30 protein-coding genes are annotated in these 23,659 nt (G+C 61.3%); 17 read left to right on the plus strand and 13 right to left on the minus strand.

All coding sequences use genetic code 11. The features are described 5' to 3' along the window. Positions 1-2: 2 nt before the first annotated feature. A complete protein-coding gene (locus tag V8J82_RS11845; protein ID WP_339975531.1) occupies positions 3-1,817 on the minus strand; it encodes a pilus assembly protein TadG-related protein in 1,815 nt (604 codons plus the stop codon). Between the two features lie 283 nt (positions 1,818-2,100). Between V8J82_RS11845 and V8J82_RS11850 the strand changes: the two genes are divergently transcribed. Further along, entirely contained in the window at positions 2,101-3,528 is a 1,428-nt protein-coding gene (locus tag V8J82_RS11850) for a Glu/Leu/Phe/Val family dehydrogenase (RefSeq protein ID WP_339975533.1), read from the plus strand. A 97-nt stretch (positions 3,529-3,625) separates the two neighbouring features. On the opposite strand, the gene V8J82_RS11855 is transcribed toward V8J82_RS11850, so the two are convergent. Further along, entirely contained in the window at positions 3,626-4,135 is a 510-nt protein-coding gene (locus tag V8J82_RS11855; RefSeq protein WP_339975535.1) for a hypothetical protein, read from the minus strand. An 89-nt stretch (positions 4,136-4,224) separates the two neighbouring features. Between V8J82_RS11855 and V8J82_RS11860 the strand changes: the two genes are divergently transcribed. Next, positions 4,225-5,136 carry a pirin family protein gene (locus V8J82_RS11860; RefSeq protein WP_339975537.1) on the plus strand — a complete coding sequence of 304 codons (912 nt, stop codon included), beginning with the start codon at positions 4,225-4,227 and terminating at the stop codon, positions 5,134-5,136. Here V8J82_RS11860 and V8J82_RS11865 read toward each other — a convergent pair. Beyond that, positions 5,133-5,504, minus strand: coding sequence for a hypothetical protein (locus V8J82_RS11865; RefSeq protein ID WP_339975539.1), 372 nt, complete (start codon positions 5,502-5,504; stop codon positions 5,133-5,135). The two genes, V8J82_RS11860 and V8J82_RS11865, sit on opposite strands and share 4 nt — an antisense overlap. A gap of 86 nt (positions 5,505-5,590) precedes the next feature. Between V8J82_RS11865 and V8J82_RS11870 the strand changes: the two genes are divergently transcribed. Further along, positions 5,591-6,346 carry an alpha/beta fold hydrolase gene (locus V8J82_RS11870; RefSeq protein ID WP_339975541.1) on the plus strand — a complete coding sequence of 252 codons (756 nt, stop codon included), beginning with the start codon at positions 5,591-5,593 and terminating at the stop codon, positions 6,344-6,346. 314 nt (positions 6,347-6,660) lie between these two features. Continuing rightward, positions 6,661-6,990, plus strand: coding sequence for a hypothetical protein (locus tag V8J82_RS11875; RefSeq protein WP_339975543.1), 330 nt, complete (start codon positions 6,661-6,663; stop codon positions 6,988-6,990). A 139-nt stretch (positions 6,991-7,129) separates the two neighbouring features. Here the strand turns inward: V8J82_RS11875 and V8J82_RS11880 are convergent, their stop codons facing one another. Further along, positions 7,130-7,312, minus strand: coding sequence for a hypothetical protein (locus V8J82_RS11880; RefSeq protein WP_339975545.1), 183 nt, complete (start codon positions 7,310-7,312; stop codon positions 7,130-7,132). A gap of 275 nt (positions 7,313-7,587) precedes the next feature. Between V8J82_RS11880 and V8J82_RS11885 the strand changes: the two genes are divergently transcribed. Together V8J82_RS11885 and V8J82_RS11890 are read left to right on the plus strand one after the other, a co-directional pair. Beyond that, positions 7,588-8,016 (plus strand): BrnA antitoxin family protein, encoded by a 429-nt coding sequence (locus tag V8J82_RS11885; protein WP_339975547.1) that lies wholly within the window; start codon positions 7,588-7,590, stop codon positions 8,014-8,016. Between the two features lie 147 nt (positions 8,017-8,163). After that, on the plus strand, positions 8,164-8,310 hold the full coding sequence (locus V8J82_RS11890) for an entericidin A/B family lipoprotein (RefSeq protein ID WP_339975549.1): 147 nt from the start codon (positions 8,164-8,166) through the stop codon (positions 8,308-8,310). Positions 8,311-8,331: 21 nt separating this feature from the next. Here V8J82_RS11890 and V8J82_RS11895 read toward each other — a convergent pair whose 3' ends face one another. Next, entirely contained in the window at positions 8,332-8,913 is a 582-nt protein-coding gene (locus V8J82_RS11895) for a VPLPA-CTERM sorting domain-containing protein (RefSeq protein WP_339975551.1), read from the minus strand. 142 nt (positions 8,914-9,055) lie between these two features. Here V8J82_RS11895 and V8J82_RS11900 point away from each other — a divergent pair, with 142 nt between their 5' ends. Further along, complete coding sequence (locus V8J82_RS11900) at positions 9,056-9,364, plus strand: hypothetical protein (protein WP_339975553.1); 309 nt, start codon at positions 9,056-9,058, stop codon at positions 9,362-9,364. Positions 9,365-9,458: 94 nt separating this feature from the next. Here the strand turns inward: V8J82_RS11900 and V8J82_RS11905 are convergent, their stop codons facing one another. Beyond that, positions 9,459-10,223 (minus strand): hypothetical protein, encoded by a 765-nt coding sequence (locus V8J82_RS11905; RefSeq protein WP_339975555.1) that lies wholly within the window; start codon positions 10,221-10,223, stop codon positions 9,459-9,461. A gap of 503 nt (positions 10,224-10,726) precedes the next feature. Beyond that, the gene (gene lepA / locus V8J82_RS11910) at positions 10,727-12,526 is read right to left on the minus strand and encodes a translation elongation factor 4 (RefSeq protein ID WP_339975557.1); all 1,800 of its coding nucleotides are present in this window, start codon (positions 12,524-12,526) and stop codon (positions 10,727-10,729) included. A 716-nt stretch (positions 12,527-13,242) separates the two neighbouring features. Between lepA and V8J82_RS11915 the strand changes: the two genes are divergently transcribed. Then, a complete protein-coding gene (locus tag V8J82_RS11915) occupies positions 13,243-14,142 on the plus strand; it encodes a hypothetical protein (protein ID WP_339975559.1) in 900 nt (299 codons plus the stop codon). A 270-nt stretch (positions 14,143-14,412) separates the two neighbouring features. Here the strand turns inward: V8J82_RS11915 and map are convergent, their stop codons facing one another. Then, complete coding sequence (map, locus tag V8J82_RS11920) at positions 14,413-15,192, minus strand: type I methionyl aminopeptidase (protein WP_339975561.1); 780 nt, start codon at positions 15,190-15,192, stop codon at positions 14,413-14,415. Then, positions 15,193-15,399 carry a ParD-like family protein gene (locus V8J82_RS11925; RefSeq protein WP_339975563.1) on the minus strand — a complete coding sequence of 69 codons (207 nt, stop codon included), beginning with the start codon at positions 15,397-15,399 and terminating at the stop codon, positions 15,193-15,195. An 86-nt stretch (positions 15,400-15,485) separates the two neighbouring features. Between V8J82_RS11925 and V8J82_RS11930 the strand changes: the two genes are divergently transcribed. From V8J82_RS11930 to V8J82_RS11950, 5 genes are all read left to right on the plus strand, one after another. Further along, a complete protein-coding gene (locus tag V8J82_RS11930; RefSeq protein WP_339975565.1) occupies positions 15,486-15,899 on the plus strand; it encodes a RidA family protein in 414 nt (137 codons plus the stop codon). A gap of 104 nt (positions 15,900-16,003) precedes the next feature. Continuing rightward, positions 16,004-16,306 (plus strand): hypothetical protein, encoded by a 303-nt coding sequence (locus tag V8J82_RS11935; RefSeq protein WP_339975567.1) that lies wholly within the window; start codon positions 16,004-16,006, stop codon positions 16,304-16,306. After that, positions 16,306-17,007 carry an NAD-dependent deacylase gene (locus V8J82_RS11940; RefSeq protein ID WP_339975569.1) on the plus strand — a complete coding sequence of 234 codons (702 nt, stop codon included), beginning with the start codon at positions 16,306-16,308 and terminating at the stop codon, positions 17,005-17,007. The genes V8J82_RS11935 and V8J82_RS11940 overlap by 1 nt, the downstream gene beginning before the upstream one ends. Before the next feature lie 3 nt (positions 17,008-17,010). After that, positions 17,011-17,580 (plus strand): hypothetical protein, encoded by a 570-nt coding sequence (locus tag V8J82_RS11945; protein ID WP_339975571.1) that lies wholly within the window; start codon positions 17,011-17,013, stop codon positions 17,578-17,580. A gap of 70 nt (positions 17,581-17,650) precedes the next feature. After that, the gene (locus V8J82_RS11950) at positions 17,651-18,628 is read left to right on the plus strand and encodes an oxidoreductase (protein ID WP_339975572.1); all 978 of its coding nucleotides are present in this window, start codon (positions 17,651-17,653) and stop codon (positions 18,626-18,628) included. A gap of 51 nt (positions 18,629-18,679) precedes the next feature. On the opposite strand, the gene V8J82_RS11955 is transcribed toward V8J82_RS11950, so the two are convergent. The 4 genes from V8J82_RS11955 to rpmB all read right to left on the minus strand — a co-directional run bounded on the left by V8J82_RS11955 (position 18,680) and on the right by rpmB (position 20,517). After that, positions 18,680-19,195 (minus strand): copper chaperone PCu(A)C, encoded by a 516-nt coding sequence (locus V8J82_RS11955; protein WP_339975573.1) that lies wholly within the window; start codon positions 19,193-19,195, stop codon positions 18,680-18,682. Positions 19,196-19,232: 37 nt separating this feature from the next. Then, a complete protein-coding gene (locus V8J82_RS11960; RefSeq protein WP_339975574.1) occupies positions 19,233-19,595 on the minus strand; it encodes a hypothetical protein in 363 nt (120 codons plus the stop codon). Positions 19,596-19,659: 64 nt separating this feature from the next. After that, the gene (locus tag V8J82_RS11965) at positions 19,660-20,085 is read right to left on the minus strand and encodes a carboxymuconolactone decarboxylase family protein (RefSeq protein ID WP_339975575.1); all 426 of its coding nucleotides are present in this window, start codon (positions 20,083-20,085) and stop codon (positions 19,660-19,662) included. Positions 20,086-20,226: 141 nt separating this feature from the next. Then, entirely contained in the window at positions 20,227-20,517 is a 291-nt protein-coding gene (rpmB, locus tag V8J82_RS11970; RefSeq protein ID WP_339975576.1) for a 50S ribosomal protein L28, read from the minus strand. Positions 20,518-20,709: 192 nt separating this feature from the next. Between rpmB and V8J82_RS11975 the strand changes: the two genes are divergently transcribed. From V8J82_RS11975 to ribD, 4 genes are all read left to right on the plus strand, one after another. Next, positions 20,710-21,354 carry a DUF2161 family putative PD-(D/E)XK-type phosphodiesterase gene (locus V8J82_RS11975; protein WP_339975577.1) on the plus strand — a complete coding sequence of 215 codons (645 nt, stop codon included), beginning with the start codon at positions 20,710-20,712 and terminating at the stop codon, positions 21,352-21,354. Positions 21,355-21,462: 108 nt separating this feature from the next. After that, on the plus strand, positions 21,463-21,867 hold the full coding sequence (locus V8J82_RS11980) for a secondary thiamine-phosphate synthase enzyme YjbQ (RefSeq protein ID WP_339975578.1): 405 nt from the start codon (positions 21,463-21,465) through the stop codon (positions 21,865-21,867). Between the two features lie 169 nt (positions 21,868-22,036). Continuing rightward, complete coding sequence (nrdR, locus tag V8J82_RS11985; RefSeq protein WP_339975579.1) at positions 22,037-22,507, plus strand: transcriptional regulator NrdR; 471 nt, start codon at positions 22,037-22,039, stop codon at positions 22,505-22,507. Between the two features lies 1 nt (position 22,508). Next, the gene (ribD, locus tag V8J82_RS11990) at positions 22,509-23,618 is read left to right on the plus strand and encodes a bifunctional diaminohydroxyphosphoribosylaminopyrimidine deaminase/5-amino-6-(5-phosphoribosylamino)uracil reductase RibD (RefSeq protein WP_339975580.1); all 1,110 of its coding nucleotides are present in this window, start codon (positions 22,509-22,511) and stop codon (positions 23,616-23,618) included. The last annotated feature ends 41 nt before the right edge of the window (positions 23,619-23,659 follow it).

Here is a 23,659-nt window from a genome sequence, read left to right on the forward strand (position 1 = left end):
CATCACTGAATCAGCCGCAATTGATTGATCGCACGCGCGATGGAGTCGAAGGCCTGGCTGATTTCCACGCCGTCCACATCGTAGTAATGGGCGGGGGTCGTTGCGCAATATTGCATAACGCGCTGGCCGTTGCTGGGTGCCTCAAAACCGATCGAGAAGACGAAGATGCCCGCTTCGCGCGCTGCATCGCAGATCGCCATCAGGTTTCTGTCAGCTTCGCTGCGTCCGACCTGTCCATTGGCCCAGGTATAGTTGCCATCCCAGCCGATGTAGTTGTAGCTGTTATTGTCCGCGACGGCGTCGTGGTACTCCCAATCCCCCGAAGCGCGGGCAGGTTCCTCTAGCCACTCTTCGGCGATGTATTCTGCCGTATAGTTGGCCCACAGGTCGACCCAGGCTAGCGCATAGCCGTCCAGTTCATCGGGGTTGCCGTCGCCATCGCGGTCGATAAGCGGATTGAAGGCTTCTTCCCGCATCGTGGCCCAAGCATCGACGACTTCCCCGTCGGTGTCGAGCATGCCATAGGCTTCCCAACCGCCGACTGGTTCGTTTTGCCAGGACCCCTCGGGCTCACGCGGATCGTCGGTCGGGACCCAGAATTGGCCCTGATCCTCCCACCAGACCGACCAGCTATCGTCATCTGGGTCGTCCTCGTCAGCCCCGAGATGGCGGAAAATCGGGGCGAATCCGACGCGATATTCATCGCGGATATCGTATTGGCGCGTGTTTGCCCCGTCGGTCATGAGGACCACGACCTTGATTGTCTCGTCATCAAGCTGTGTTGTCGGATCGCCGTCCTCAAATGGTGCGGGTCGTTGAGCAAAGTCTTCATGCACATGCTCTGCCGCAATCAAGCCCTGGACAGCGGGATTTGCCGCGGGGTCCAACAGGCCGACAGCCCAATTCATACCAAGGTCAATCGCCGTCCACCCGCCCGTGTTGAGAGCGTTGATATGGTCATGCAGCGGTTGGACCTCGTGTTGCCAAGGCAGGATTTCCGCGTAGCCATCTGTCTGACAATGGGGGCGCGAAAAGAGTTGATCATCGTCTTCATTGTCGCGGTCCCAGTGCGAAATGCGCGGGATTGCCACCGCAGGATCGATCGCCGTTTGGGAAAACGCTGAGTCGGGGAAACGGGCGCAGTTGGACTCGTTGTGCAGGTTGTCGAATGTGAACACGCTGCCGATCAATGCACCGGAATTGACGCGACCGTTGTAGGGAACGATTGAAACCGTCACCAGATTCTCACCCTCCAACGTATTCGGGCGCAGAACTTCGGTTACGAATTCCCGCGCCGCCGGGCGCAGGTTGGTCATGCGGTTGTTGTTGCCCATAGACCCCGAGATATCGAGGACCATCGACACTTCGATATTGTTCACCCGCTCCTCGGCGGCCCCGATGGCCGGTGAGGTCATCACGCGAATGCCGAACAGTTGCATGAACATCGAGCGGACTTCCAACTCGGCATAGGCATGTACGCGGCGGAAATTCAGTCCCTGTTCGACGCGCACGTCGAGACGGTAATCCTGGATGCCGGAGACTTCGAAGTAATTTCGGACAACGCCTTCGGGATCGTAAGGCTGTGTCAGCGAGGCAGCCGCCAAAATCGCGCGGTCAAGCGTGTATTGCAGCTGCACACGTTGTGTCTCGTAGCGCATCACGTCAATTGCGATGCCGCCAGCACCAATCATAAGAACAAAAATCAACATCGCGAATGCGGTGACTGTTCCATCCTGGCGCTTTGCAAAGCGAACCGGAGACAGACGTGCCGCAATTGCACGGGCCGAGCTGGCCATATTGCTGAAAAGGCCCGTCATTGGCCTTCCCTCCACTAATGAAACCCTACGACACGGCATCCCCAATTGCAGACCGCGCCAAGGATGCTTGTGATCGACAAGCAAGGCAGAAATGAGGCGTCCCCATGAAGGAAAGGGGTCGATTGCGAGCGCGTTTGCCTGCAAAGCCGCGTACGAGGTGTTGATTAGGTGCGGCGCCTGTGCCCTTGTGACGCTGGGCGTACAGGCATCTGTCGCCCGGCCCCCATGGCCCGTCTACGGCAGCCGGGCGGGGGTGTTGGCGATTGGAAGGAGCGCCCGCACGATGACCACCAACGAACCGAGTTTCCGTGAATCCGTCGACCTTATGTTCAACCGGGCCGCCGCCCTGTTGGACCTGCCGCCCGGCCTGGAAGAGAAGATCCGTGTGTGCAACTCCACCTATACCGTTCGGTTCGGGGTGAAGCTGCGAGGCCGGATCCACACCTTTACCGGTTATCGCTCGGTTCATTCCGAACATATGGAGCCGGTGAAGGGCGGCATCCGTTATGCGCTTGGTGTCAACCAGGACGAGGTGGAAGCGCTCGCCGCACTGATGACCTATAAATGCGCCTTGGTGGAGGCGCCCTTCGGGGGCTCCAAGGGCGGGTTATGTATCGATCCGCGGGAATATGATGCCGATGAGATCGAGAAGATCACACGCCGCTTTGCCTATGAGTTGATCAAGCGCGACCTGATCGATCCCGCGCAGAATGTGCCGGCCCCCGATATGGGAACCGGCGAAAAGGAAATGGCCGTGATGGCCGACCAATATGCGCGCATGAACACGACCGATATCAATGCGCGCGCCTGCGTCACCGGCAAGCCACCCCATGCGGGCGGGATCCAGGGCCGGGTCGAGGCGACGGGTCGCGGCGTGCAATATGCGTTGCAGGAGTTCTTTCGCCACCCCGAAGATATCGCCAAGGCCGGCATGTCCGGTTCGCTGGATGGGAAGCGGGTGATTGTTCAGGGGCTCGGCAATGTGGGCTATCACGCGGCCAAGTTCCTGACGGAAGAGGATGGCTGTATCGTCACCCATGTGATCGAACGCGACGGTGCGGTGGTTGCCGAAAACGGTATCGACGTGGACGGTCTGCGCAACTGGATCGCCGAACATGGCGGCGTGAAAGGCTATCCCTATGGCACCTATGTCGAAGACGGTTCGGTATGCCTGGAAGCCGATTGCGACATTCTCATCCCCGCCGCTCTGGAAGGCGTGATCAACCTGGGCAATGCGGCGAATGTCAAAGCACCCCTGATCATCGAGGCGGCCAATGGGCCTGTGACGGCCGGGGCCAATGATATCCTGATGGAAAAAGGCACCGTCATCATCCCGGATCTCTACGCCAATGCCGGCGGTGTGACGGTCAGCTATTTCGAATGGGTCAAGAACCTGAGCCATATCCGCTTTGGCCGCATGCAGCGGCGCCAGGAAGAGGCGCGGCATCAATTGATCGTTGATGAGCTTGAGCGGATTTCGAAAGACAGTTCGATCAACTGGACCTTATCGCCGAATTTCAAAACCAAATACCTGCGCGGTGCCGGGGAGTTGGAGCTTGTTCGCTCGGGTCTCGACGACACGATGCGCGAAGCCTATGCCGCGATGCGCGCGGTCTGGCATGGTCGGGATGATGTGCGTGATCTGCGGACGGCAGGGTTCTTGGTGTCCATCGATCGCGTCGCGTCGAGCTATCAGGCGAAAGGTATCTAGCCCAAGGACGGGGAGGCCGGGCGAGGGCGGAATTCGCGCGAATTCCGCCCGGAAAATTCGTTTTCCGGCGCCCGGAGAAAGACTTTGCGCTTGCGGATCAGATCTCTTCGCCGCGCTCGACGAGCAGGATGATCATCAGATCCGCGACTTCTTTCCCCTCGCGTCGTGCCGTCACACCACCCAGAGCCAGGGTCCTGCCGAGGCGCCACCAGGCGCCCGGCGCCACAACGCGCCCCGGCGCCTCTTTCAGGCGCACCAGAAATCCGCCCGCCGGTTTGAAGGCAAACATGCCGCGGTCCACTCGGGCCACATTGTCGAGAGTGCAGAGAATCCGGCCGCCGACTTCGCGCAATTCGCTGCGGGTCAGTTCGATGACGCGCCCGGTGGCCTGCCACATGCCATAAGCCAGCCAGAGGCACCCCGCCCCGAAGAACACCAAGAACAGCATCCAGGAAAACAGTTCAGGCGGTCGGGCAACCGCAATCGTCAACAGCAATGCCCCCAAAAAGGCGATCATGCCCACGGCGACAACGCGCCGCGCGGGGTTTGGATGAATGCGGGCCAAGACCTCATTCGGGTCTGCCGTTTTGGATTTGCGTCGCGCCATTGCACATCACCGGTGCCCTCGCGCGGAATGGACGAAGGCCTCGTGGTGCCATACCTGCCAAGGCAACACCCCGCAAGGAGGCCTTGAACATGTCGATCCGTCCCATTCTTGAAACGCGCACGGCGCAGCCCACCATGGAGGGCGCCGGGGTTCACCTGCATCGCGCCTTCGGGTTTCAGGACCCATCCGAACTGGACCCCTTTCTGCTGTTCGATGATTTCCGCAACGACGATCCGGCCCTGTTTGCAAAAGGCTTCCCCTGGCATCCGCATCGCGGGATCGAGACGATAACCTATGTCTTGGAGGGCACGGTTGAGCATTCCGACAGCCTGGGCAATACCGGGCGGCTGGGGCCTGGATCGGTGCAATGGATGACCGCGGGTTCGGGCATTCTGCATCAGGAAATGCCGCTGGGGAATGCCAGGGGCCAGATGCATGGTTTTCAACTCTGGGGCAATCTTCCCGGTGCGCAGAAAATGACCGCGCCGCGCTATCAGGACATTCAGGGGGCCGACATCCCGGAGGTGATCGACGATGATGGCACCCGCGTGCGTGTGATCACGGGCGCGTTCTGGGGTCAGCGCGGTCCGGTTGATGGCATCGCGGCGGATCCGCAATATCTGGATATCCGCATCCCGGCCGGTGTGAAAAAGACCTTCAAGATCGACACTTACCGCCGCGCCTTCGCCTATGTGTTCGACGGGGCGGGCGCCTTTTCCGATGCCTCGGCGCCGCAAGGCGTTCTTCTGGAGAAAGAGGTTCTGGGGCAGGAGGTCAATATCCGCGATCTGTCTGGCGACCGCACATTGATCCGCTTCGGCACCGGTGATGAGGTGACGGTTCAAGCCGGAGAGACGGGGATACGGTTCCTACTGATCTCAGGCGCGCCCATCAACGAGCCGGTGGCTTGGCACGGGCCGATCGTTATGAATACCCAGGCCGAATTACAGCAGGCGATGCGGGATCTTCGAAACGGGACCTTTATCCAACCCGCGCATTAAGTCGTGCCGAGCAGGTAGACCAACGCAAGACCGGCCCCCACGACAAGAAGAATGCGAAACCCAATCTCAGCGGCCAAAAGACTCCGGCGTCGCCCGATCTGCACGCCGGGCCGGTGCCGCGCCACGGCCCGCTTCACGGCATTGGCCGCGGCCTCCACGTCGTCGTTGGCCATATGCCGCGACAATTTTGGATGGCGGAGTTGATCTTCCATCGCGATCAGGTGCTGGGCGGCTTGCCATCCATGATGCGACAGCATCGGGCGGGCCTTGCGCACCGCATGTGGAAAGCTGCGCGCACGGACACCCAGGCGTGTCGCGATCATCTCGCGAAGCTCGTCTGTCAGGCTGGCATAGCGTGTCGGATCCATCGAATCGGCTTTTGTTTCGAGCGGCTTGCCGAAAGTAATGCGCAGGCCGGGTTGGCTCAAGCATTGTCCAAAGATAGGCTGACCTGATGTTGAGCTATTCTGAATTTGGCGACGGTGATGGCCCGCCCGTTTTGATCGTCCACGGGCTGTTCGGCTCCGGGCGCAATTGGGGTGTGATCGCCAAACGGCTAAGCGATCTGCGCCGCACCGTGATTGTCGATATGCGCAACCATGGCGCCAGCGATTGGATGGCGCCCCATGATTATCCCGCAATGGCGACCGATTTGGCCGATGTGATCGCCCATATCGGCGGCGTGGCCGATGTGATCGGTCATTCGATGGGCGGAAAGGCGGCGATGGTTTTGGCCGCCACGCAACCCGACCTGCTGCGGCGTCTGATCGTGGCCGATATCGCGCCCGTCGCCTACACCCACACCCAATCGGGTATGATCGAGGCGATGCGCGCCGTGGATCTGTCCGCGGTCGAGGCGCGCGCTGACGCCGATGCGCAATTGGCCCCGCACGTTTCAGAGCCCGGCATACGTGCGTTTCTGCTGCAATCCTTGGATGTGCGCGGCAAGACATGGCGTCTCAACCTGGATCAGTTGGACGCGGATATGCCATCGATCATTGGCTTTCCGACGCTCCGGGGGCGCTTCGATGGGCCGGTTCTGATGCTCAGCGGGGCCGAGAGCGATTATGTGCGCCCGGACCATCGCCCGATCATCAAAGACCTGTTTCCAAAGGCCCGCTTTGCGAAACTGCCGGGCGCGGGTCATTGGTTACATGCCGATAAGCCGCGCGAATTCGAGGCCGCTTGCCGCGCGTTCCTGGACGCTTGAGAACAGAACTATCCCAATGGCTTGCCTTGCCCAAGATGCGGTGCAACCGGATCTCATGAATTATATTGCTTTTGTGACTGGTTCGCGCGATCTTACCGGCAGCTTTGATGATAATAACGGCGTCGGGACAAAGCGCCGGGAATTGGCTCATCAACCGTGAGAATGTTGTCCCCGTCCCGTGATGCTCGGCGGCGGTAACTTGCGGTATTCCTTACCAATTCGTAAATCTCTGTTGACCCAGGGTCATCAAATACGCAGTGTATGCGTACTAAAACACTTACCCCTGGGGAAATTTTATGTCCAAAACCTCTACCATGCTGAAACTGTCCGTTGTTGCCGCTGCCATGGCATTCGCGACCCAGGCGAGCGCACACACGGTCGTCAGCCAGACTGTGAGCCTGCCTGTCATCGCCGCCGGTGGCACGACCGACGTCGTTCTGACCTGCCCTCATCACCAGTACGTGGTGGCTGGCGGTTATCAGGCGGGTGACGGCTGGACCGGTTCGATGCGCGTAACCGCGGATGAGCCCGGCAGCACCCAATCCTGGGCCGTGGAAGTGACCAACAACAGCGGCCGTCCGACGGTTGCTGGTGAAGTGAGCATCACGGTGTCGGCCACCTGCGGGTCGCATCCCTGGCACTAAGCCACACAGAATAGGCGCCGCAACGCGCCACGGTTTTGGGCCCGCCGGTTTCGCGCGGGCCCTTTGCTGTTTTGGGGTATCGACCCCGGCGGAGCGGCGTCGCGCGTGCCGCGGATCCGAGACGTTTCGCGCGTTGGGGTCAGCCCAAAGAGGCGATCCGCTTGGTGATCAACCACGCCACCGGCACCCCGATCACCGCCCCCAGCGCCGCCGCCGCGATGATCGGCATCGTCCCATCCAATCCCGACGCCAAGACCGCCGTGATGCCCGCGCCCGCAAGGCCGGTGCTGACCAACAGGAATATGAGAAGAAACAACCGCATCAAGGGCCTCCATTGCTTGGAATTCGAATGAGGCGGACTCGATCACGGTTCGGCTGACCTGTCTTTGATCCGGGTCAAGACGGGGACGAAGGGGCCACAAAAAACGGTCACGGCGGCAGGCACCCATCGGATGCGCTGTGATCTGCGACCCGTGTTTTGAGGGGGCGTGAACCTGTCGTGAATCCGTAATTATTCTGTAGTTACACGGGGTCTTCACCCTTCCTTAACCACCCCACAGGACAGTCGGGACCCGTTTTCAGATATCGAGGCCCGATATGCCCGACCCGAAACCCCTGACCAAAACCGCCCGCGCGCATCACTTCTACATGTCCGAAGCGATGAAACGCCTGGAATGGGATTTGCAGAACCGCCTGATGAACGAGCGGCGCATCCCGGAGGCCTGGCACGAGATTGCCACCCGCAGAACCAGCGCGAAAAAGCAACTGACGGTGCGGTTCGATGAGGATGTGGTGAAGTTCTTCAAATCCGCCGGGCCGGGCTATCAGGGGCGGATGAACGACGTCCTGCGCGCCTTCATGCACCTGAAGCTGGGCGGGTTCCTTTATGGCGAGGAGACGATCGACGCGTTCCGCGATGGAGAGCGCGCGGGCGAGGAGCGGCCCTCCTGGGGGCAGCGGGAGGAGATGCGGCGGAAGGTGCGGGAAGAGATGGCGGATGTGAAGTGGAAGATGGATGATTTGTGAGGCCCGAGATGGCGGGACGCCCTGCGATGACCGGGGCTGAGCCTGACCGAGGGGCGGCAGCGGATTGCCGCCGCGCTACACGACCCGGCGGGAACCGTCGCCCGGCACGGCGCGTTGACCGGTCACTTTGGAAAGGAGCCACGCGCCATGTTTCGTTTTATCCTGATGATCGCCGCCCTGTTCACCTTGACCGCCTGTGAGACGGTCGGCGGGCTCGGCGAAGACGTCCAGACCGCCGGTCAAGGCATCACAAACACCGCACAGGCGGTGGAGGACGAGCTGGAAGAGGAGTAAGCGGCGGCGCGGCGGACGGCGTCACACCCGACGCCGCGCCCGCATCAGACCCAGCCCGCCGAGACCGGCCATCAGCATCCACAGACCGGCGGGCAGCGGGACGGGCGCGGGCGATTGGACCGCGGCGGTTCCGTTCTGCGTGAGGACAAGGCTGCTGTCGGAGCGTGTACCGTAGAACCGCGCGAAGCCGTAAAGCGGGCCGCTGAAATCCTCGGGCAGGACAAAGGTGAAATCGTCCGTCGGATTCCACTGGTTGGCATAAAGCTCGGCATTGTTGACGAGCGGCGTGATGCGCCAATCCCACTCCGCCATCGTGAACGGCGTGGAGGAGAGGCGGATATTCATATTCGACCCGGCGCCCCGATTGGTGAGCGTGAAGGTCAGTTCGGTCGTATCGCTGAACAGCGTGTCAAACCGGAAATACTCAAAATCCTGCGTGCCATTTGAGAAGGCCTCGACCCGCGACGCGCCTGTGAAATCGCTGGGCGCGGTAAAGGCGTCGCCGAATTCGACCCCCTCCGTGATTTCATTGACTGTCACTGCCTGGGCGGCGGAAAGCGAAAGGGCGGAAAAGAGAAGGGCGGAGGCGAGCGTGCGAAACATTGCGGCGTGTCCGGGTGAGTCGGGTTGAGGTGGCGTGCTGCGCGGTAGGTAGGGGCGGTTGACGTTAACGTAAAGTAGGGGACGGATGTGACGCTGCGTCGGAATGGGGGTGATTTTTTGGGCGTGGGGGTGGTGGCCGAGCTTGGGGGGCGTTGTTGGATGTGGGCAGCTAGCGATGCATCTGTTCTTCGACAGCGGTGGCGAGGCCGGTCACGGGCAGGAGCAGCGGGTTGCCGAGAGGGCCCGCGTCGCAGGTGGGGAGGAGGAGCGGGAGCGTGAGGAGGCGACGCATTGGGGGGATGCGCGAAGTGGCTGCGACAGGGCAAGGCTGGGCGTGGTGGTTGTGTGGTTCGCACAGGGCAGCGACCGGACCGAGGGGTGGGCGAGAAGCGCCCGCCCCGTGGGGGCGGTTCGGGCGCTGCCCGGCCTAGCGGCCGGGCGGCAACGCTGAGCACGGACAGTGAGTTGTTCGCCTCTAGAATTCCGCGGGCACATGGCCCCTTTTAGGATGGAGTTCACCAGCGCGATACGTTGGTTCCCGAAAATCACGCGTTGTCTCGAAGGTCTTCCATTAGGACGGAGTAGGCAACGTCAAAGCCATCTTTTTCATAATTCTCCCAGAACCTCTGCTCAAGTGCAGGGTTTGAAAAGCGAAATTTCAAATAGTCCAATGCAAAGACGAATATGGTGCGCGATAACGTTCCGACTATGACAAGAATTAAGAGAATCATATTTGTAATAGGCCAATCCGCGCTCTCCCCGATGCTCCATGCTGTTGAAATTGGTATATGAGCAAAGAAGAAAATTCCAGCGAGTCCTACTAAGGCGGCAGAAAATGAGAAAATCGAAAGAACACCCCTAAACGGATTGATGGATAATTTTCCGGCCATTATGTCTGTGCGTAGCTGTTGCTGTGGCTCCACCATTGGAGCAAATCGCCGTCTTAGCAAACCTGCGGCGTCAAGTTCAGGGTTTTGGTCGATTATCGCAACAATGAATGCGCGTTGGATGGATTCCGATTGGGAATTCGAGAAAAAGAAGACATTAAAAATGGAAAATAGAAGCAAAATAGCTGATACGGCACCGACACTGATTTCCAGCGATATTGTTCCTAAGAGTATTCCGCCTTGAATGCCGAAATAGTATAATGCAATTCCCCCAAGTAGGACTAGTTCTACTCTAACAAATGAGCGACCATTTTTTTGCGTTTGGAGTAGCCTTTCAATCTCCTTCTCTAAATCTGATACGCCCACTTTTAAAGCGTCGATGCGCTCAAGTTCCATGCTTGCGACATATTCGGGAAGAGTCATGCGCTTGCTGCCCGAGTCTCTAATGATCCGGCGAAATCGGAAGTAAATGCGCAGCGCTTCTAGCCGACGTTTTATCGTACTGAGGAGTTTTTTCACATGACCTCGCCCGCAATGATTTCGAAAGCTTGGCACTGCGCGACGTGTTGTTGCAACCCGTTACGTTTTGCGGGTTAACAGCGGGCGTGCCCGCCCCGCCATCGACGGGCCTGTCCGGGGCCCGGCGATTTGGTGAGGCTTGGTGCTTCGTTCATTCGGAGCGATGACCGGGCTGCCATAAAGTGCGCAGAATAGCGGTTGGGTCGCCGGTCCCAGGCCCGTCGATGGCGGGGCTTATCGGGCGGGATTTGGATTGGCTTGGGCTGGTGGTGCGCCTGGAATGGTGAGGGGGTGGGGCCGACCTGCGGGTTGGGGCACGCGGTGCGCCCGGATTTCGTCTGTGTGGGGCCGCAGACTTTTGCAGGCAAAAGTCGCTTTCCCCCACTGTTGAGGCGGGCTGGCCCGCCTCACCCATCCATCTTGAGCGCTGAGATGAAGGCGGATTGTGGGATCTCGACTTTCCCAAACTGCCGCATCTTCTTCTTACCGGCCTTCTGCTTATCCAGCAGCTTCCGTTTCCGGGTGGCGTCGCCGCCGTAACATTTGGCGGTCACGTCCTTGCGCATGGCCGACAGGGTCTCGCGGGCGATGACGCGGCCTCCGATGGCGGCCTGGATCGGGATTTTGAACATGTGGCGGGGGATCAGCTCTTTGAGCTTTTCGCACATGGCGCGGCCCCGGGCCTCGGCGCGGTCGCGGTGCACCATCATCGACAGCGCGTCGACGGGCTCTTCATTGACCAGCACCTGCATCTTGACCAGCGCATCCTCGCGGTAGCCGATCATCTGATAATCGAAGGACGCATAGCCCTTGGTCACCGATTTCAGGCGGTCGTAGAAGTCGAACACGACCTCGTTCAGGGGCAGATCGTAGACCACCATGGCGCGGGTCCCGGCATAGGTCAGGTCCAACTGGATGCCGCGGCGGTCCTGGCAGAGCTTGAGCACATCGCCCAGATACTCGTCGGGCACCAGGATCGTGGCCTTGATCCGCGGCTCCTCCACCCGGTCGACATGGGTCAGGTCGGGCATGTCGGCGGGGTTGTGCAGGTCGATCTGGGAGCCGTCACGCATATGGACGTGGTAGATCACGCTGGGCGCGGTGGTGATCAGGTCGATATCGTATTCGCGTTCCAGCCGGTCGCGGATCACCTCCAGATGGAGCAGGCCCAGGAAGCCGCAGCGGAAGCCAAAGCCAAGGGCGGCAGAGGTCTCCATCTCATGGGAAAAGCTGGCATCGTTGAGCGCCAGTTTCTCGATCGCGTCGCGCAGGTCTTCGAATTGCGCGCTGTCGACGGGGAAGAGGCCACAGAACACCACCGGCTGAGACGGTTTGAAGCCCGGCAGCGCCTCGGTCGTGCCGCTTTTGTCATGGGTGATCGTGTCGCCCACCCGGGTGTCGCGCACCTGCTTGATGGAGGCGGTCAGAAAGCCGATTTCACCGGGGCCGAGCGCCTCGATATCCTGCATTTTCGGGCGAAACACGCCGAGCTTGTCGATGCCGTAGGTCCCGCCGGTGGCCATCATCTTGATCTTGTCGCCTTTCTTGACGACCCCGTCGATGACGCGGATCAGGACGACGACGCCCAGGTAGGGGTCGTAATAGCTGTCGACGAGCATCGCCTTCAGCGGCGCGTCGCGGTCGCCTTTGGGGGCAGGCAGGCGGGTGACGATGGCCTCCAGCACATCGGGGATGCCGAGGCCGGTCTTGGCAGAGATTTCGACGGCGTCATGGGCCTCGATCCCGATCACATCCTCGATCTGTTCGCGCACGCGGTCGGGTTCGGCGGCGGGCAGGTCGACCTTGTTGAGCACCGGCACGATCTCGTGATCGGCATCGATGGCCTGGTAGACATTGGCGAGCGTCTGCGCCTCGACCCCCTGGGAGGCATCCACCACCAGAAGCGAGCCTTCGACGGCCTGCATCGAGCGGCTGACCTCATAGGCGAAATCCACATGGCCGGGCGTGTCGATCAGGTTCAGCACATAGGTATGGCCGTCCTTGGCGGGGTATTCGATGCGGACGGTGTTGGCCTTGATGGTGATCCCGCGCTCGCGCTCGATATCCATGCTGTCGAGCAATTGTTCCTGCATGTCGCGCGCCGCCACGGTGCCGGTCAGCTGGATCAGCCGGTCGGCCAGCGTGGATTTCCCGTGGTCGATATGGGCGACGATGGAGAAGTTGCGGATGCGGTCGAGGTCGGTCATTCAGGGCGGCCCGTAGATTGGTTTCAACGGGATGTAGCGTGTTGAGGGGGGTGGGGGAAGTCCCTGCGGCGATTGGGATTGTGAGGGGGGCGAGCTGGGGTAAAGTGACAGGTATGGCGGTCACAAACGGCGCACAGTTTGGAGAGTGGCTTGAGGGGCAGCCGAGGGGTGTGTGTGTTGCCGTTGCGTGGCGCGCGGCGATGCGGGTTTTGCCTCTTGGGTTGTCAGTCAGTGGCTTTGACGGCGCAGATGCGTTGGCCTTAGCAACTTTGCGTGCTGGTCTAACGTCTGGCGTCGCGGCCTTTCGCCTGCAGATTGATAAAACAGAGTTTGCAAGTTCATCAAAGTGGGATGCGAATACGATATCCTTTGAGGTGCCAGGGATCGGTGTAGCCGACGGTGCGGCATATGCGGCTGCCCGTTCTGCCGGTCGAGTCGCCTACGCGCCCGATAAGTCCAATGCTGCCCTTCACGCTGTCGACCGGGCTTCTAATGCTGCCGCGTACGCCCCGACAGGTTCAGTCATAATTGCTCGCGCTTCGTCGCGGACGGCTGCATACGCAGATGCTAAACAGCGCGCCACAGAGCTTTTGATTGAAGAAATTTCGCGCCCATTTGCGCTGGAAGATATAATTGCGCCTGTTGCGAATGACCCTGGCAATGCCTTGCGATTTGGCGGGCCTTGGGTCTTCTGGGCCGAGTGGTACCACCGAGCCATGGCTGGCGACCCGCTCCCTTGGGATCTGCAGGAGGCCATCGCCCTGATACCGGATCATACATGGGCCGCTGGGCCCGAGGCGGTGGCGGAAGAGATACGGCGGCTTCAGTTTGCGTTTGTATCGAAGTCGCTGCCCCAGGCTGGAGGCATCGAATTTGACGTAGATGTGGGACTGTTTCGGAAGGTGGTGGCAGAGGTGGCGCGGCCCCCGCTTCTTAGGGCGACCTTGGTACAAGTCGAAGGGGCATTGGAAGATGTGTTGGCCGACCCCTCCAACGGACTTCATGAGCGCTCCCGTGAGGTGCAGGTTCTGACGCGGATGCTGGATCGGTTTGGTAACGATCCGCAGCGGATCGAGATGGATTGCACCAGTGTATATGGGAGCCTGACGCGGCAGCTTGCAAGTGATGAGCTTCCGCCTTCGGAGCAAAACCTCGCGCTGCGGGAGGCGGTTGACCAGACGGCAGAAGGCATTCGTGCAACAGACCCCGACATTGCCGAGAACCGGCGCATACTGTCTGAGGTGAGAGTCCGTCAGATGGGCGAGGACGGGATCAAGGCATTTGAAGACGCATTACCTGTGCTGGAAGCCGTGTCTGAAGAGGAGTTGGGCAGAGAATTCCGTGAAGATATCCTGTTTCTGTCCGAGCAGATGCGTTTGCCGGACAAGCGGATTCTAAAAGCAGACGAGCGCAATTCCGGGATCAGGGCGGCCTACGATGAAGAGATAAGGTTGTTCAAACGCGTTGCGGATATGGCGATCTTGGCACGGACCGGTGAGACGATCCACAAAATCGATGGAAGCGCCATTTACAAGGGCGCGAGGATAGCCGTCACCGGCGCCGGATTTCTGGCGATGTTGGGTGGCATTGTTTCGTTGATTATCGGGCTGTTTTGAATGCCCCGCGCGTCAATACTGGACCTTGGGCCACCCTGCTGTTGGTGCCGTCGCGCGCGCGAGCGGCGTGAGTGGTTCGGTTGTCGGTCGTGGGCCATAGCGGATGGGATGGATTTATTGTGAGCGACCTTTCGCGGTGTCCCGCCCGAGCCCGCGCATCCGTGATTTGACCGATGGGGGCTGGTGCCAAATTGGGGAGGTGAGCAGAACCGGGCGTCAGACTCGCATTCGACCGCGTTTTTTAGCCGATTGGGCGTTCTCTCTTTCCCGCTAACTTGCGCGGCGCAGGAAGGCCGCTTCGTCTCGGCGCAAGGTCAACACCTCCACGCCTTTGTCTGTCACGGCGACCGTGTGCTCGAATTGTGCCGACAATTTTCGATCCCGCGTCATCACTGTCCAACCATCGGGGCCGGTCGCCACATGCCGTGTTCCCTGGTTCACCATCGGTTCGATTGTGAACACCATGCCCTTGCGCAGCGCCAGGCCCGCGCCGCGGCGGCCGAAGTTCAAGACATTCGGTGCCTCATGCATCTGTCGGCCAATCCCGTGCCCGCAATATTCCCGAACAACCGCATATCCTTTGCGCTTCGCATAGCGCTCGATCGCGAAGCCGATATCCCCCAAATGGGCGCCGGGTCTGACCTGTCGTATCCCTTCCCACATGGCGCTTTGGGCGACGCGCACCAGACGCCGCGCGGCGGGCGGGGCCGCGCCGATGACAAAGGTCTTGCTGGAATCCGCGATAAACCCGTTCTTTTCCAGAGTGATGTCGAGGTTTATGATATCGCCGTCGCCGATGATGTCATCCGCACCGGGAATGCCGTGGCAAACAACGTTGTTGCGGGAACTGTTCATGACAAATTCAAACCCATATTGTCCCTTGCTTGCCGGACGAGCGCCGAGGTCATGGAGTATGAAGCGCTCCACCATATTGTTGACGCTTAGTGTGGACATGCCCTGGATCCCGGCCTGATCCAGCATCTCAAAGACCGAGGCCAACAGCCGGCCCGAATGGCGCATCAACTCCAACTCTTCCGGCGTTTTGACCATCTAGGCGGCGTCTTCGTTCGCCGTGTCGATATCCGCCGCGGCAAGTTCCGATTTGATGATGTCGTTGAACGAAAGGGTCGGGTTCGCCTCGGCCAGCATGCCGATCTTCATCCAGAATTCCGCCTGGGCATTGATCGACCGGCACATCACGGTGCTGGCCCGCCGCACCTGTTCGTGCACATTGTCGCCGATTTTGACGAGTCCCATGTCACTCTCCTTTAAATGACTACATATGGAACATATATGATTCGTATATATTCTCAAATACTCCGCGCAGCGTAAGGATGACGCAGATGACCCATCAAATCGTACGGCTGAACCCACCCACACTGCCCGATGCGGCGTCCATCGGTTATTCGCAGATCTCGGTGTTCGAGGCCGGTCGGCTGGCCTTCATTTCCGGACAGGTCGCGCTTGCCGCAGATGGATCGCCAGTGCCCGAGGATCTTGCCGAACAGGCCCGCATCGTGGCGCAAAATGCCCGCGCCGCATTGGATGCGATTAATGCGGGGCCCGAAAACATCGTGATGGCGCGGGCCTATGTGACAGACCTAACGCCTGAGCGGTTAGAGGCGATGATGCCACCGATGCTGGACTTCTTTGAGGGTGCACAACCGTCTTTGACGGGGATTGGTGTTGCGGCTTTGGCGGCGCCCGAGTTCCAGATTGAGTTGGAAATGACCGTCCAGATCCCGGCGAAAAGCTGACCCGGCAGATCCGCGAACCGTGAATTGACCGGTTGGGGCTGGTGGCATATTTGGGAAGGGAGCAGAACTGGGCGTCAGACCCGCATTTGATCGAGGTTGTTTCAATGAACCGATTGTCTTTGGCCGTGTGTGCGGCATTTTTCGTTCTTCCGACCATGGCCAGTGCCAATGCGATTGAGCGGGCGTGCAATGCGTCGGACGGAGGCTCATCTCGGGCGCTGTGTTCGTGTATTGGCGGCGTTGCCGACGCCACCCTGTCGCGTGGCCAGATCCGCGAAGGCGCGCGGTGGTTTGACGATCCGCAGCGGGCACAGGATGTGCGTCAATCGGACCGCCGCCGCGATGAAGAGATGTGGCAGGCCTGGCGCCAATTCTCCACGCTGGCGGAACAGCGCTGCACCGGGTGATGCCGCGCATCGTGGTTCTGACCGGGGCGGGGGTCTCAGCCGAAAGCGGGCTTGGGACATTCCGGGACAAAGACGGGCTGTGGACCAAATACGACCTGGCTGAGGTCGCCACGCCCGAAGGGTTCGCAGCCGATCCTGCCAAGGTCCATGATTTCTACAATGCCCGCCGGGCCAATGCGCTGGCGGCGGCACCCAACGCGGCCCATGGCGCGCTTGCGCGGCTGGAGGCCGCGGGTGCGCTGATCGTGACCCAGAATGTCGACGATCTGCACGAACGCGCGGGCGCGACGGGCGTCATCCACATGCATGGCGAGTTGATGCGGGCCCTCTGCGCCGCCTGCGGGGCGACCTGGCCCGCGCCGCGCGCGATGGCGGTCGATGACACCTGTCGGGAGTGCGGCAGCGGCCCCTGTCGCCCGGACATCGTGTGGTTCGGTGAAATCCCCTACCACATGGAGCGGATCGGCGTGGCTTTGCAGGACTGCGACCTGTTCGTCGCGATCGGAACATCGGGCGAGGTCTATCCGGCGGCAGGTTTTGTGCAAGACGCCCGCCGGGCGGGTGCGACGACGCTTGAGATCAACCTGGAACGGTCGGGTGGGCAGTTTGACCGGGTGATCACAGGGCCTGCCACACATGTTGTCCCGGCCTGGGTCGCTGAGGTGTTGGGCCCTGAGGCGCCCGGATCGGCTGGATCCTAGATTATGGCACTGATCCGACCTTGTTTAACTGCGCTTTGGGCCGCTTTCTTCGCGTTTCCCGCGCAGGCATTCGTCCTGGGTGGCGGCATAGTTCAGCAATCCGGGTCGGGCGCCTTCGTCAAGCTGGACCCCGCCGACGGGTTTGCGGTCGGAGCCGACACTTTCGACACGGACGATCTCTATGCGTTCGACGAGGATCAGAACATCACCCTGATCGAACCGATCCGCGTCGATATCAGCCCCGATGGGCGCGGGTTCGTGCCCGCGGGCAGCATCGTTGCCAGCCACTACGTTTTTTTCGATTCCATCAACGGTATCCAATACGGCTATGTCGATTTCGACGCGCCGATCTTGGGCGTCGCCGCGTTTCAGGACACGATGGCCGCGACGGATTTCCTGGCCAATACCTCGGTCACCTATATCAGCCTGGAATTGCGCGGGCTGGAGCGCGGTGATCAGGTCTGGATCGATCAGGCCGACCCGCATCGGCTTTGGGTCTATTGGGCCGGTTCCTCGCCCGGCGATTTCATCCGCGTGTTTACGGCACAAAGCAGCGCAGCGCCGTTGATGTAGCCTTCGGCCTTTCCAGTCCCGGACGCATGGGTCAAGCTCGGGCCCTGCACGTTTTTCAAGGAGCCCAGCCATGGCCAAAAGCGACCAAGTTCCCCTGCAATCCCAGTTCCATGCCAAAAGCACCGGAAAAGAGGTGTTGGAGGCGATCGACCTGGCGGGCAAAACCGCCGTTGTGACCGGCGGCTATAGCGGGATCGGCTTGGAAACGGTCCGCGCCCTGGCGGCCGAAGGCGTCAAGGTCATCGTGCCGGTGCGCTCGCCGCAGAAAGCCGCGGACAGCTTGGCCGATATGCCGGGCGAGGTCAGCACCGCGGCGATGGATCTGGCCGATATCGCCTCTGTCCAGCGGTTCGCGGCGGATGTGATCAACGATGTCGATCATCTGGATCTGCTGATCAACAATGCGGGTATCATGGCCTGTCCCGAAGCGCGGGTCGGGCCGGGTTGGGAATCGCAATTCGGGATCTGCCATATGGGCCATTTCGCCCTGACCCAGGCGCTGATGCCCGCGCTGCAAGAGGCCGACGGCGCGCGTGTGGTGGCGCTGTCCTCGACGGGCCATAAGCTGTCAGGCATCCGCTGGGACGATATTCAGTTCACGCAGACCGACTACGACAAGTGGATCGCCTATGGCCAGGCGAAGACGGCGAATGCGCTGTTTGCAAATGGGCTGTCGCGTCGCTTGAAAGACAGCGGCGGCTCCGCGTTTTCGGTGCATCCCGGCGGGATCTTCACGCCGCTGCAACGGCATTTGCCGAAGGAAGAGATGATCGCGCTGGGATGGCTTGGCGAGGATGGCGAACCGTCGGAACTGGCCAAAGAGGGGTTCAAGACCCCGGAGCAGGGCTGTTCGACCACGCTCTGGGCTGCGACCGCGGCGGATTTGGCGGGCAAAGCCGGTGTCTATTGCGAGGATTGCAATATCGCGGCGCCGTCGGACCCGGACAGCCCCTATGCGCGCTATATGGGCGTCGATGCGCATGCCTGCAGCGATGAAGAGGCGGAGCGTTTGTGGACCACCAGCGAGACGTTGCTGTCCGCGGCGTAACGGGCAGCCCATGGCCCCGCCACTTTGGGACGGGGCCGCTGCCCGATCGGTTTAGCCGTCTGTATGGGTGGAGTGATCCCCGTGCCCGTGGCCATGACCGCCACCATGATCGCCATGGCCACCATGGGCCGCGGGTTGGCGTTCATTGTCGATGGTGATCACGTGGGTGACCGGATCGGCATGTTCGAAGGTAAAGGTGATCTCGATCTCTTCGCCCTGAACCAGCGGCTCGGTCAGGCCAAGCAGCATGACATGCAGGCCACCGCGTTGCAGCGCGATGGTTTCACCGGCGGCAATGGCAAAGCCGTCTTCGACCTCGACCATACGCATCACGCCGCCTGTATCTTGGATATGCGTATGCAGTTCCAGGCGATCCGCCGCTGCGGAGGTGACGCCGATCAGGCGGTCATCCATCTCGGAATGGTTGAAAATGGTCATGAAGGCGGCGCCGGTTTGGGCCACGGGGCTGGAGGCGCGGGCATAGGCATCTTCGATGACCATATGGGCTGAGGCGCCCCCCGGCAGAATGGCAAGGGCGGCGGCGAACAAAGCATATTTGCGTGTCATTTTAGGGATCTCTCTATCCAGGTCAATTGGGGTCGATTCAGGCCAACCGGCGCATAGGGGGCGCGCGGGCCTGGCCACCCAGCGTGACCATAGGATGAGTTTGGTTCAGGACATGTGAGACCGGCAATGCTGCGCCGAGCGAGGCCGGCGGTTGCAGAAAGGGCATCGGGGCCGGTGCGGCAACGCCGTGCAAATGGCAGGCCAGGCAATCTGGTGCCGCGATGGCTTGGCCCTCGGCGTCAAGGATCGGAAGGCCCGTGGCGTCCAACAGGATTGCGGTCGATCCCGGCCCACAAAACACCCCCGCCGCAACCATACGCGTTTGCGCTATGGTCGCGGCCAGGCTGGTGACGACCAGCACAATGGCCAAAAACGCGATGGGGATCAGGCGGCGGATCATATCATGTGCACTATAGCGGTCTTTGGATATCCGTCCTGCGGCAAAAGGCACGCGCGCGACGGCGCTAAGGTGTCTCAAAGCTGATGGCGAGCCGGTTCCACGCATTCATCTGCGCGATGATCAGGGTCAGATCGACGATCTGTTCGGCCGAGAAATGCTTTTGAAGTGCGTTATAGACGGGATCGGGCGCGCCGCGCTCGGTAATCTTGGTCACCGTTTCCGCCCATGCAAGCGCGGCCTGCTCTGCCGCATCAAAAAGCGGATTGTCCCGCCATGTGGCCAGCGCGGCGAGGCGTGCGTCAGCTTCGCCTGCGGCCAGGGCCTCGTCGCGATGCAGGCGGATGCAATATCGGCAGCCGTTGATTTGCGAGACCCGAAGTTCGATTACCGCGCGCAGGCCTTTTGCAATCGTGCCCATATGGGACTTCGCGGCGAGCATGCTTTTGATCGCAGGCGCATTGATCGCGGGATAGTCGAGGCGCATGGACATGGGATCAGCTCCGAAGGCGATTGCCAAGTCAGTCTGGCAGCTTCACGGGGCGACTGAAAGCGCGTGCGGCCCTGTGGGCATAAAAAAGCCCCGCTCAGGAGATCTCCCGGCAGGGCCTTTCAGATGGATCGGTGCGGCGGTTCAGGCCTGGGCGGCCTGCGCCTTTGTGATCTCTTTCTTGATTTTCAGCGCCTTTGGGCTGAGCTCTGCGTCTTTGGCCTTGGCCATGAACGCATCCAGGCCCCCGCGGTGATCGACCGTGCGCAGGGCCGCATTGCAGATCCGCAGCCGAAAACGACGATCCAGCACGTCCGAGCCAAGGGTGACCTCGGTCAGATTGGGCAGGAAGCGACGCTTGGTCTTGTTGTTGGCGTGGCTTACGTTGTTGCCCGTCATCGGGCCTTTGCCGGTCAATTCGCAAACGCGCGACATGGTTCTATCCTCTCACATCTCGACCCTTCGGATCTGCGGCGGTGCGGCGCGCTGGCGGGTCGGAAACCAAAAGGGCGTAGGAATAGTCCCACGCCCGGAAATCTGCGGGTGGCAATACGAAGGGTGGGGCGGGGTGTCAACCCGGGAATCAGGGGATTCCCGTTTGGACCGCTTCGGCATAGGATCGCGGCAATGCGTGAGACCGACCTTTATCCGCCCGTGAAGGCCTATCTGGAGCAATTGGGCTTTGACGTGAAGGCCGAGATCGGCCCGGCGGATGTGGTCGGCCTGAGCCCGGACGGGGATATGGTTGTGGTGGAGTTGAAGCGGGGCTTTTCGCTGGCACTGTTCCACCAGGCGATCGCGCGTTTGTCGGTCTGCGACAGCGTTTATGTGGCGGTGGCACGGGGCAAGGGACGGCCCTGGCTGAAGGCTTTGCGCGACAATGTGAAACTGGCGCGGCGGCTTGGCCTGGGCTTGCTGGTGGTGGATGTGAGTGCGGGGCGGATCGAGCGGCGGTGCGACCCGGGGCCCTATGCGCCGCGCAAAATGCCGCGGCGACGACGCGCGCTGTTGTCGGAATTCGACCGGCGGGATGGCGACCCGAATCTGGGCGGCATGCGCGGGGCACGGGTGACGGCGTATCGGCAAGAGGCCACGCTCTGCGCGGAGTTTCTGGCTGTGGCGGGGCAGGCAAAAGGCGCAGAGGTGGCCAAGGCCACGGGTGTGGCCCGGGCGACGACGATCATGCGTGACAATCATTATGGGTGGTTCGAGAAAGTGTCGGTGGGGGTCTACCGCCTGACCGAACTGGGGCGCGGGGTGACCTCTGACTGAAATGCGCGCGTGCCGCGCATGTGTTTGTCTCGCGCCGTCGGGCTGCGCCCTGGCGCTCAGGCGGCGCCTGTGGCTGATGTTGGTGCTATCTTGGTGAAGGAGGTGCGGGTGCAGACGGAATTTGAAATCGCGACACGGGGTGTCGGGATGTATGAGGTCACACGCGAGGTTGCGGGGTGGCTGCCGGATGGCGCGGATGGTCTTCTGACCCTGATGGTGCGCCACACCTCGGCCTCGCTGCTGATCCAGGAAAATGCCGATCCTGACGTGCAGGTCGATCTTTTGGGGTTCTTGGACCGTTTCGTGCCGCGGGGCATGGATTGGCTGACCCATGTGGCCGAAGGGCCCGATGACATGCCCGCGCATATCAAGGCGGCCGTCTTGCCCGTGTCGGTGCAGATCCCGGTTGCGGCGGGCCGGATGCGCTTGGGAACCTGGCAGGGGATCTACCTGGTCGAACACCGCGATGCGCAGCATCGGCGCCGGGTGGCCGCCCTGTTTCAGGCCATCTGATCCGGCGCAGCGACCGCGGCGCAACACCTAGATGCTGTGGCCGTGATTTGCCCCTACCCAACCGGCTGGTGTCTCCGTATAGTACCTGTGGATAAGCGGGCATAAGCCCCAAAATTGAGGCAGGCGCGACGGCATTCCTTCGCGCGACCAGGGACAGGAGAATGCGGCGATGCGCTGCCCATTTTGCGGAAATGTGGACACTCAGGTGAAGGATTCTCGGCCTGCCGAGGATCATGTGGCGATCCGGCGGCGGCGGTTTTGTCCCGCCTGTGCGGGTCGCTTCACGACCTATGAACGCGTGCAATTGCGCGATCTGGTTGTGATCAAATCAAGCGGCAAGCGAGAGGATTTTGACCGCGACAAGCTTGAGCGCTCGATCCGGATCGCGTTGCAGAAACGCCCGGTTGAGCCCGAGCGCGTTGATCAGATGATCTCGGGCATGGTGCGGCGGCTGGAAAGCCTGGGAGAGACGGATATTCCGTCAAAAACCATTGGTGAGATCGTGATGGAGCGTTTGGCGGCGATCGACACCGTTGCCTATGTCCGCTTCGCGTCGGTCTACAAGAACTTCCAGGCCGAGGGTGATTTCGAAGATTTCCTGGCGGAGCTTCGGCCGCCGGACGTAACCACCGACAGTTAAGATGGGATCTGACGCGCGCTGGATGCGGGTTGCCCTGGCTTTGGGCGCGCGCGGGCTGGGTCGTGTCTGGCCAAATCCCGCAGTTGGTTGTGTGTTGGTGAAGGATGGGCGCGTTGTGGGGCGCGGGAGCACCGCGACCGGTGGCCGCCCCCATGCGGAGGTCATTGCCCTCGCACAGGCGGGCGATGCCGCGCGGGGCGCCACGGCCTATGTCACCTTGGAACCCTGTAGCCATCACGGACAGACCGGGCCCTGCGCCGATGCGTTGATCGCCGCGGGTGTCGCGCGAATTGTCGTGGCGTGCGAGGATCCCAATCCGCAGGTCGCGGGCGCGGGGATCGCGCGGTTGCGGGACGCCGGCATTGACGTGGAGCTTGGGGTCATGGCGGCGGAGGCCACCGAGGCGCATTGCGGATTTTTCAGCACGATCAAACGGGGTCGCCCGATGCTCACCCTGAAGATTGCGACATCACTGGATGGTCGCATTGCGACGGCCAGCGGCGAAAGCCAGTGGATCACAGGGTCCGGAGCGCGCCGCCTGGTGCACGGGATGCGCGCCAATCATGATGCGGTCCTGGTCGGTGCGGGCACGGCCCGGGCGGATGATCCGTCGCTGACGGTGCGCGATATGGGGATCACACGGCAACCGGTGCGCATTGTCATTTCGCGCCGGTTGGATCTGCCGGTGGACAGCGTGTTGGGCCGCACCGCGCGGGAGGTGCCGGTTTGGCTGCTGCATGGTCCGGACGCGCCGGACGCGGCTCGGGTCGCCTGGGCGGCGACGGGCGCCACGCTGATCGAATGCGCCACCGGTTCGGGGGGACAGGTGGACCTTGCCGATGCGATGCAGTCACTTGCCGCCCGCGGTCTGACGCGGATCTTCTGCGAGGGCGGTGGGACGTTGGCCGCGGCACTTTTGGCGGGGGACTTGGTGGACCGATTGGCCGTGTTCTCCGGCGGTCTGATCCTCGGGGCCGAGGGCGTACCGGCCGTGGGTGCCATGGGGATTGCCGCGCTGTCAGAGGCGCCTGACTTTGACCTGATCGCGGCGCAGAGCGTGGCAGGTGATGGGTTAAGCCTCTGGCGTCGAAAACGCTGCGAGTCTGATTAAGGATATATTTCTGTGGATAAGCCTGTGAAGAATGGTCGATC

Origin of the sequence: Gymnodinialimonas mytili, assembly GCF_037544085.1 — a bacterium.
GTDB classification, from domain to species: domain Bacteria; phylum Pseudomonadota; class Alphaproteobacteria; order Rhodobacterales; family Rhodobacteraceae; genus Gymnodinialimonas; species Gymnodinialimonas mytili.

Coding starts and splice junctions, on each gene's coding strand:
- V8J82_RS11845 (WP_339975531.1), bottom strand. CDS start 1,817: ATGACGGGCCTTTTCAGCAATATGGCCAGCTCGGCCCGTGCAATTGCG.
- V8J82_RS11850 (WP_339975533.1), top strand. CDS start 2,101: ATGACCACCAACGAACCGAGTTTCCGTGAATCCGTCGACCTTATGTTC.
- V8J82_RS11855 (WP_339975535.1), bottom strand. CDS start 4,135: ATGGCGCGACGCAAATCCAAAACGGCAGACCCGAATGAGGTCTTGGCC.
- V8J82_RS11860 (WP_339975537.1), top strand. CDS start 4,225: ATGTCGATCCGTCCCATTCTTGAAACGCGCACGGCGCAGCCCACCATG.
- V8J82_RS11865 (WP_339975539.1), bottom strand. CDS start 5,504: ATGGATCCGACACGCTATGCCAGCCTGACAGACGAGCTTCGCGAGATG.
- V8J82_RS11870 (WP_339975541.1), top strand. CDS start 5,591: ATGTTGAGCTATTCTGAATTTGGCGACGGTGATGGCCCGCCCGTTTTG.
- V8J82_RS11875 (WP_339975543.1), top strand. CDS start 6,661: ATGCTGAAACTGTCCGTTGTTGCCGCTGCCATGGCATTCGCGACCCAG.
- V8J82_RS11880 (WP_339975545.1), bottom strand. CDS start 7,312: ATGCGGTTGTTTCTTCTCATATTCCTGTTGGTCAGCACCGGCCTTGCG.
- V8J82_RS11885 (WP_339975547.1), top strand. CDS start 7,588: ATGCCCGACCCGAAACCCCTGACCAAAACCGCCCGCGCGCATCACTTC.
- V8J82_RS11890 (WP_339975549.1), top strand. CDS start 8,164: ATGTTTCGTTTTATCCTGATGATCGCCGCCCTGTTCACCTTGACCGCC.
- V8J82_RS11895 (WP_339975551.1), bottom strand. CDS start 8,913: ATGTTTCGCACGCTCGCCTCCGCCCTTCTCTTTTCCGCCCTTTCGCTT.
- V8J82_RS11905 (WP_339975555.1), bottom strand. CDS start 10,223: ATGACTCTTCCCGAATATGTCGCAAGCATGGAACTTGAGCGCATCGAC.
- lepA (WP_339975557.1), bottom strand. CDS start 12,526: ATGACCGACCTCGACCGCATCCGCAACTTCTCCATCGTCGCCCATATC.
- V8J82_RS11915 (WP_339975559.1), top strand. CDS start 13,243: ATGGCTGGCGACCCGCTCCCTTGGGATCTGCAGGAGGCCATCGCCCTG.
- map (WP_339975561.1), bottom strand. CDS start 15,192: ATGGTCAAAACGCCGGAAGAGTTGGAGTTGATGCGCCATTCGGGCCGG.
- V8J82_RS11925 (WP_339975563.1), bottom strand. CDS start 15,399: ATGGGACTCGTCAAAATCGGCGACAATGTGCACGAACAGGTGCGGCGG.
- V8J82_RS11930 (WP_339975565.1), top strand. CDS start 15,486: ATGACCCATCAAATCGTACGGCTGAACCCACCCACACTGCCCGATGCG.
- V8J82_RS11935 (WP_339975567.1), top strand. CDS start 16,004: ATGAACCGATTGTCTTTGGCCGTGTGTGCGGCATTTTTCGTTCTTCCG.
- V8J82_RS11940 (WP_339975569.1), top strand. CDS start 16,306: ATGCCGCGCATCGTGGTTCTGACCGGGGCGGGGGTCTCAGCCGAAAGC.
- V8J82_RS11945 (WP_339975571.1), top strand. CDS start 17,011: ATGGCACTGATCCGACCTTGTTTAACTGCGCTTTGGGCCGCTTTCTTC.
- V8J82_RS11950 (WP_339975572.1), top strand. CDS start 17,651: ATGGCCAAAAGCGACCAAGTTCCCCTGCAATCCCAGTTCCATGCCAAA.
- V8J82_RS11955 (WP_339975573.1), bottom strand. CDS start 19,195: ATGACACGCAAATATGCTTTGTTCGCCGCCGCCCTTGCCATTCTGCCG.
- V8J82_RS11960 (WP_339975574.1), bottom strand. CDS start 19,595: ATGATCCGCCGCCTGATCCCCATCGCGTTTTTGGCCATTGTGCTGGTC.
- V8J82_RS11965 (WP_339975575.1), bottom strand. CDS start 20,085: ATGTCCATGCGCCTCGACTATCCCGCGATCAATGCGCCTGCGATCAAA.
- rpmB (WP_339975576.1), bottom strand. CDS start 20,517: ATGTCGCGCGTTTGCGAATTGACCGGCAAAGGCCCGATGACGGGCAAC.
- V8J82_RS11975 (WP_339975577.1), top strand. CDS start 20,710: ATGCGTGAGACCGACCTTTATCCGCCCGTGAAGGCCTATCTGGAGCAA.
- nrdR (WP_339975579.1), top strand. CDS start 22,037: ATGCGCTGCCCATTTTGCGGAAATGTGGACACTCAGGTGAAGGATTCT.
- ribD (WP_339975580.1), top strand. CDS start 22,509: ATGGGATCTGACGCGCGCTGGATGCGGGTTGCCCTGGCTTTGGGCGCG.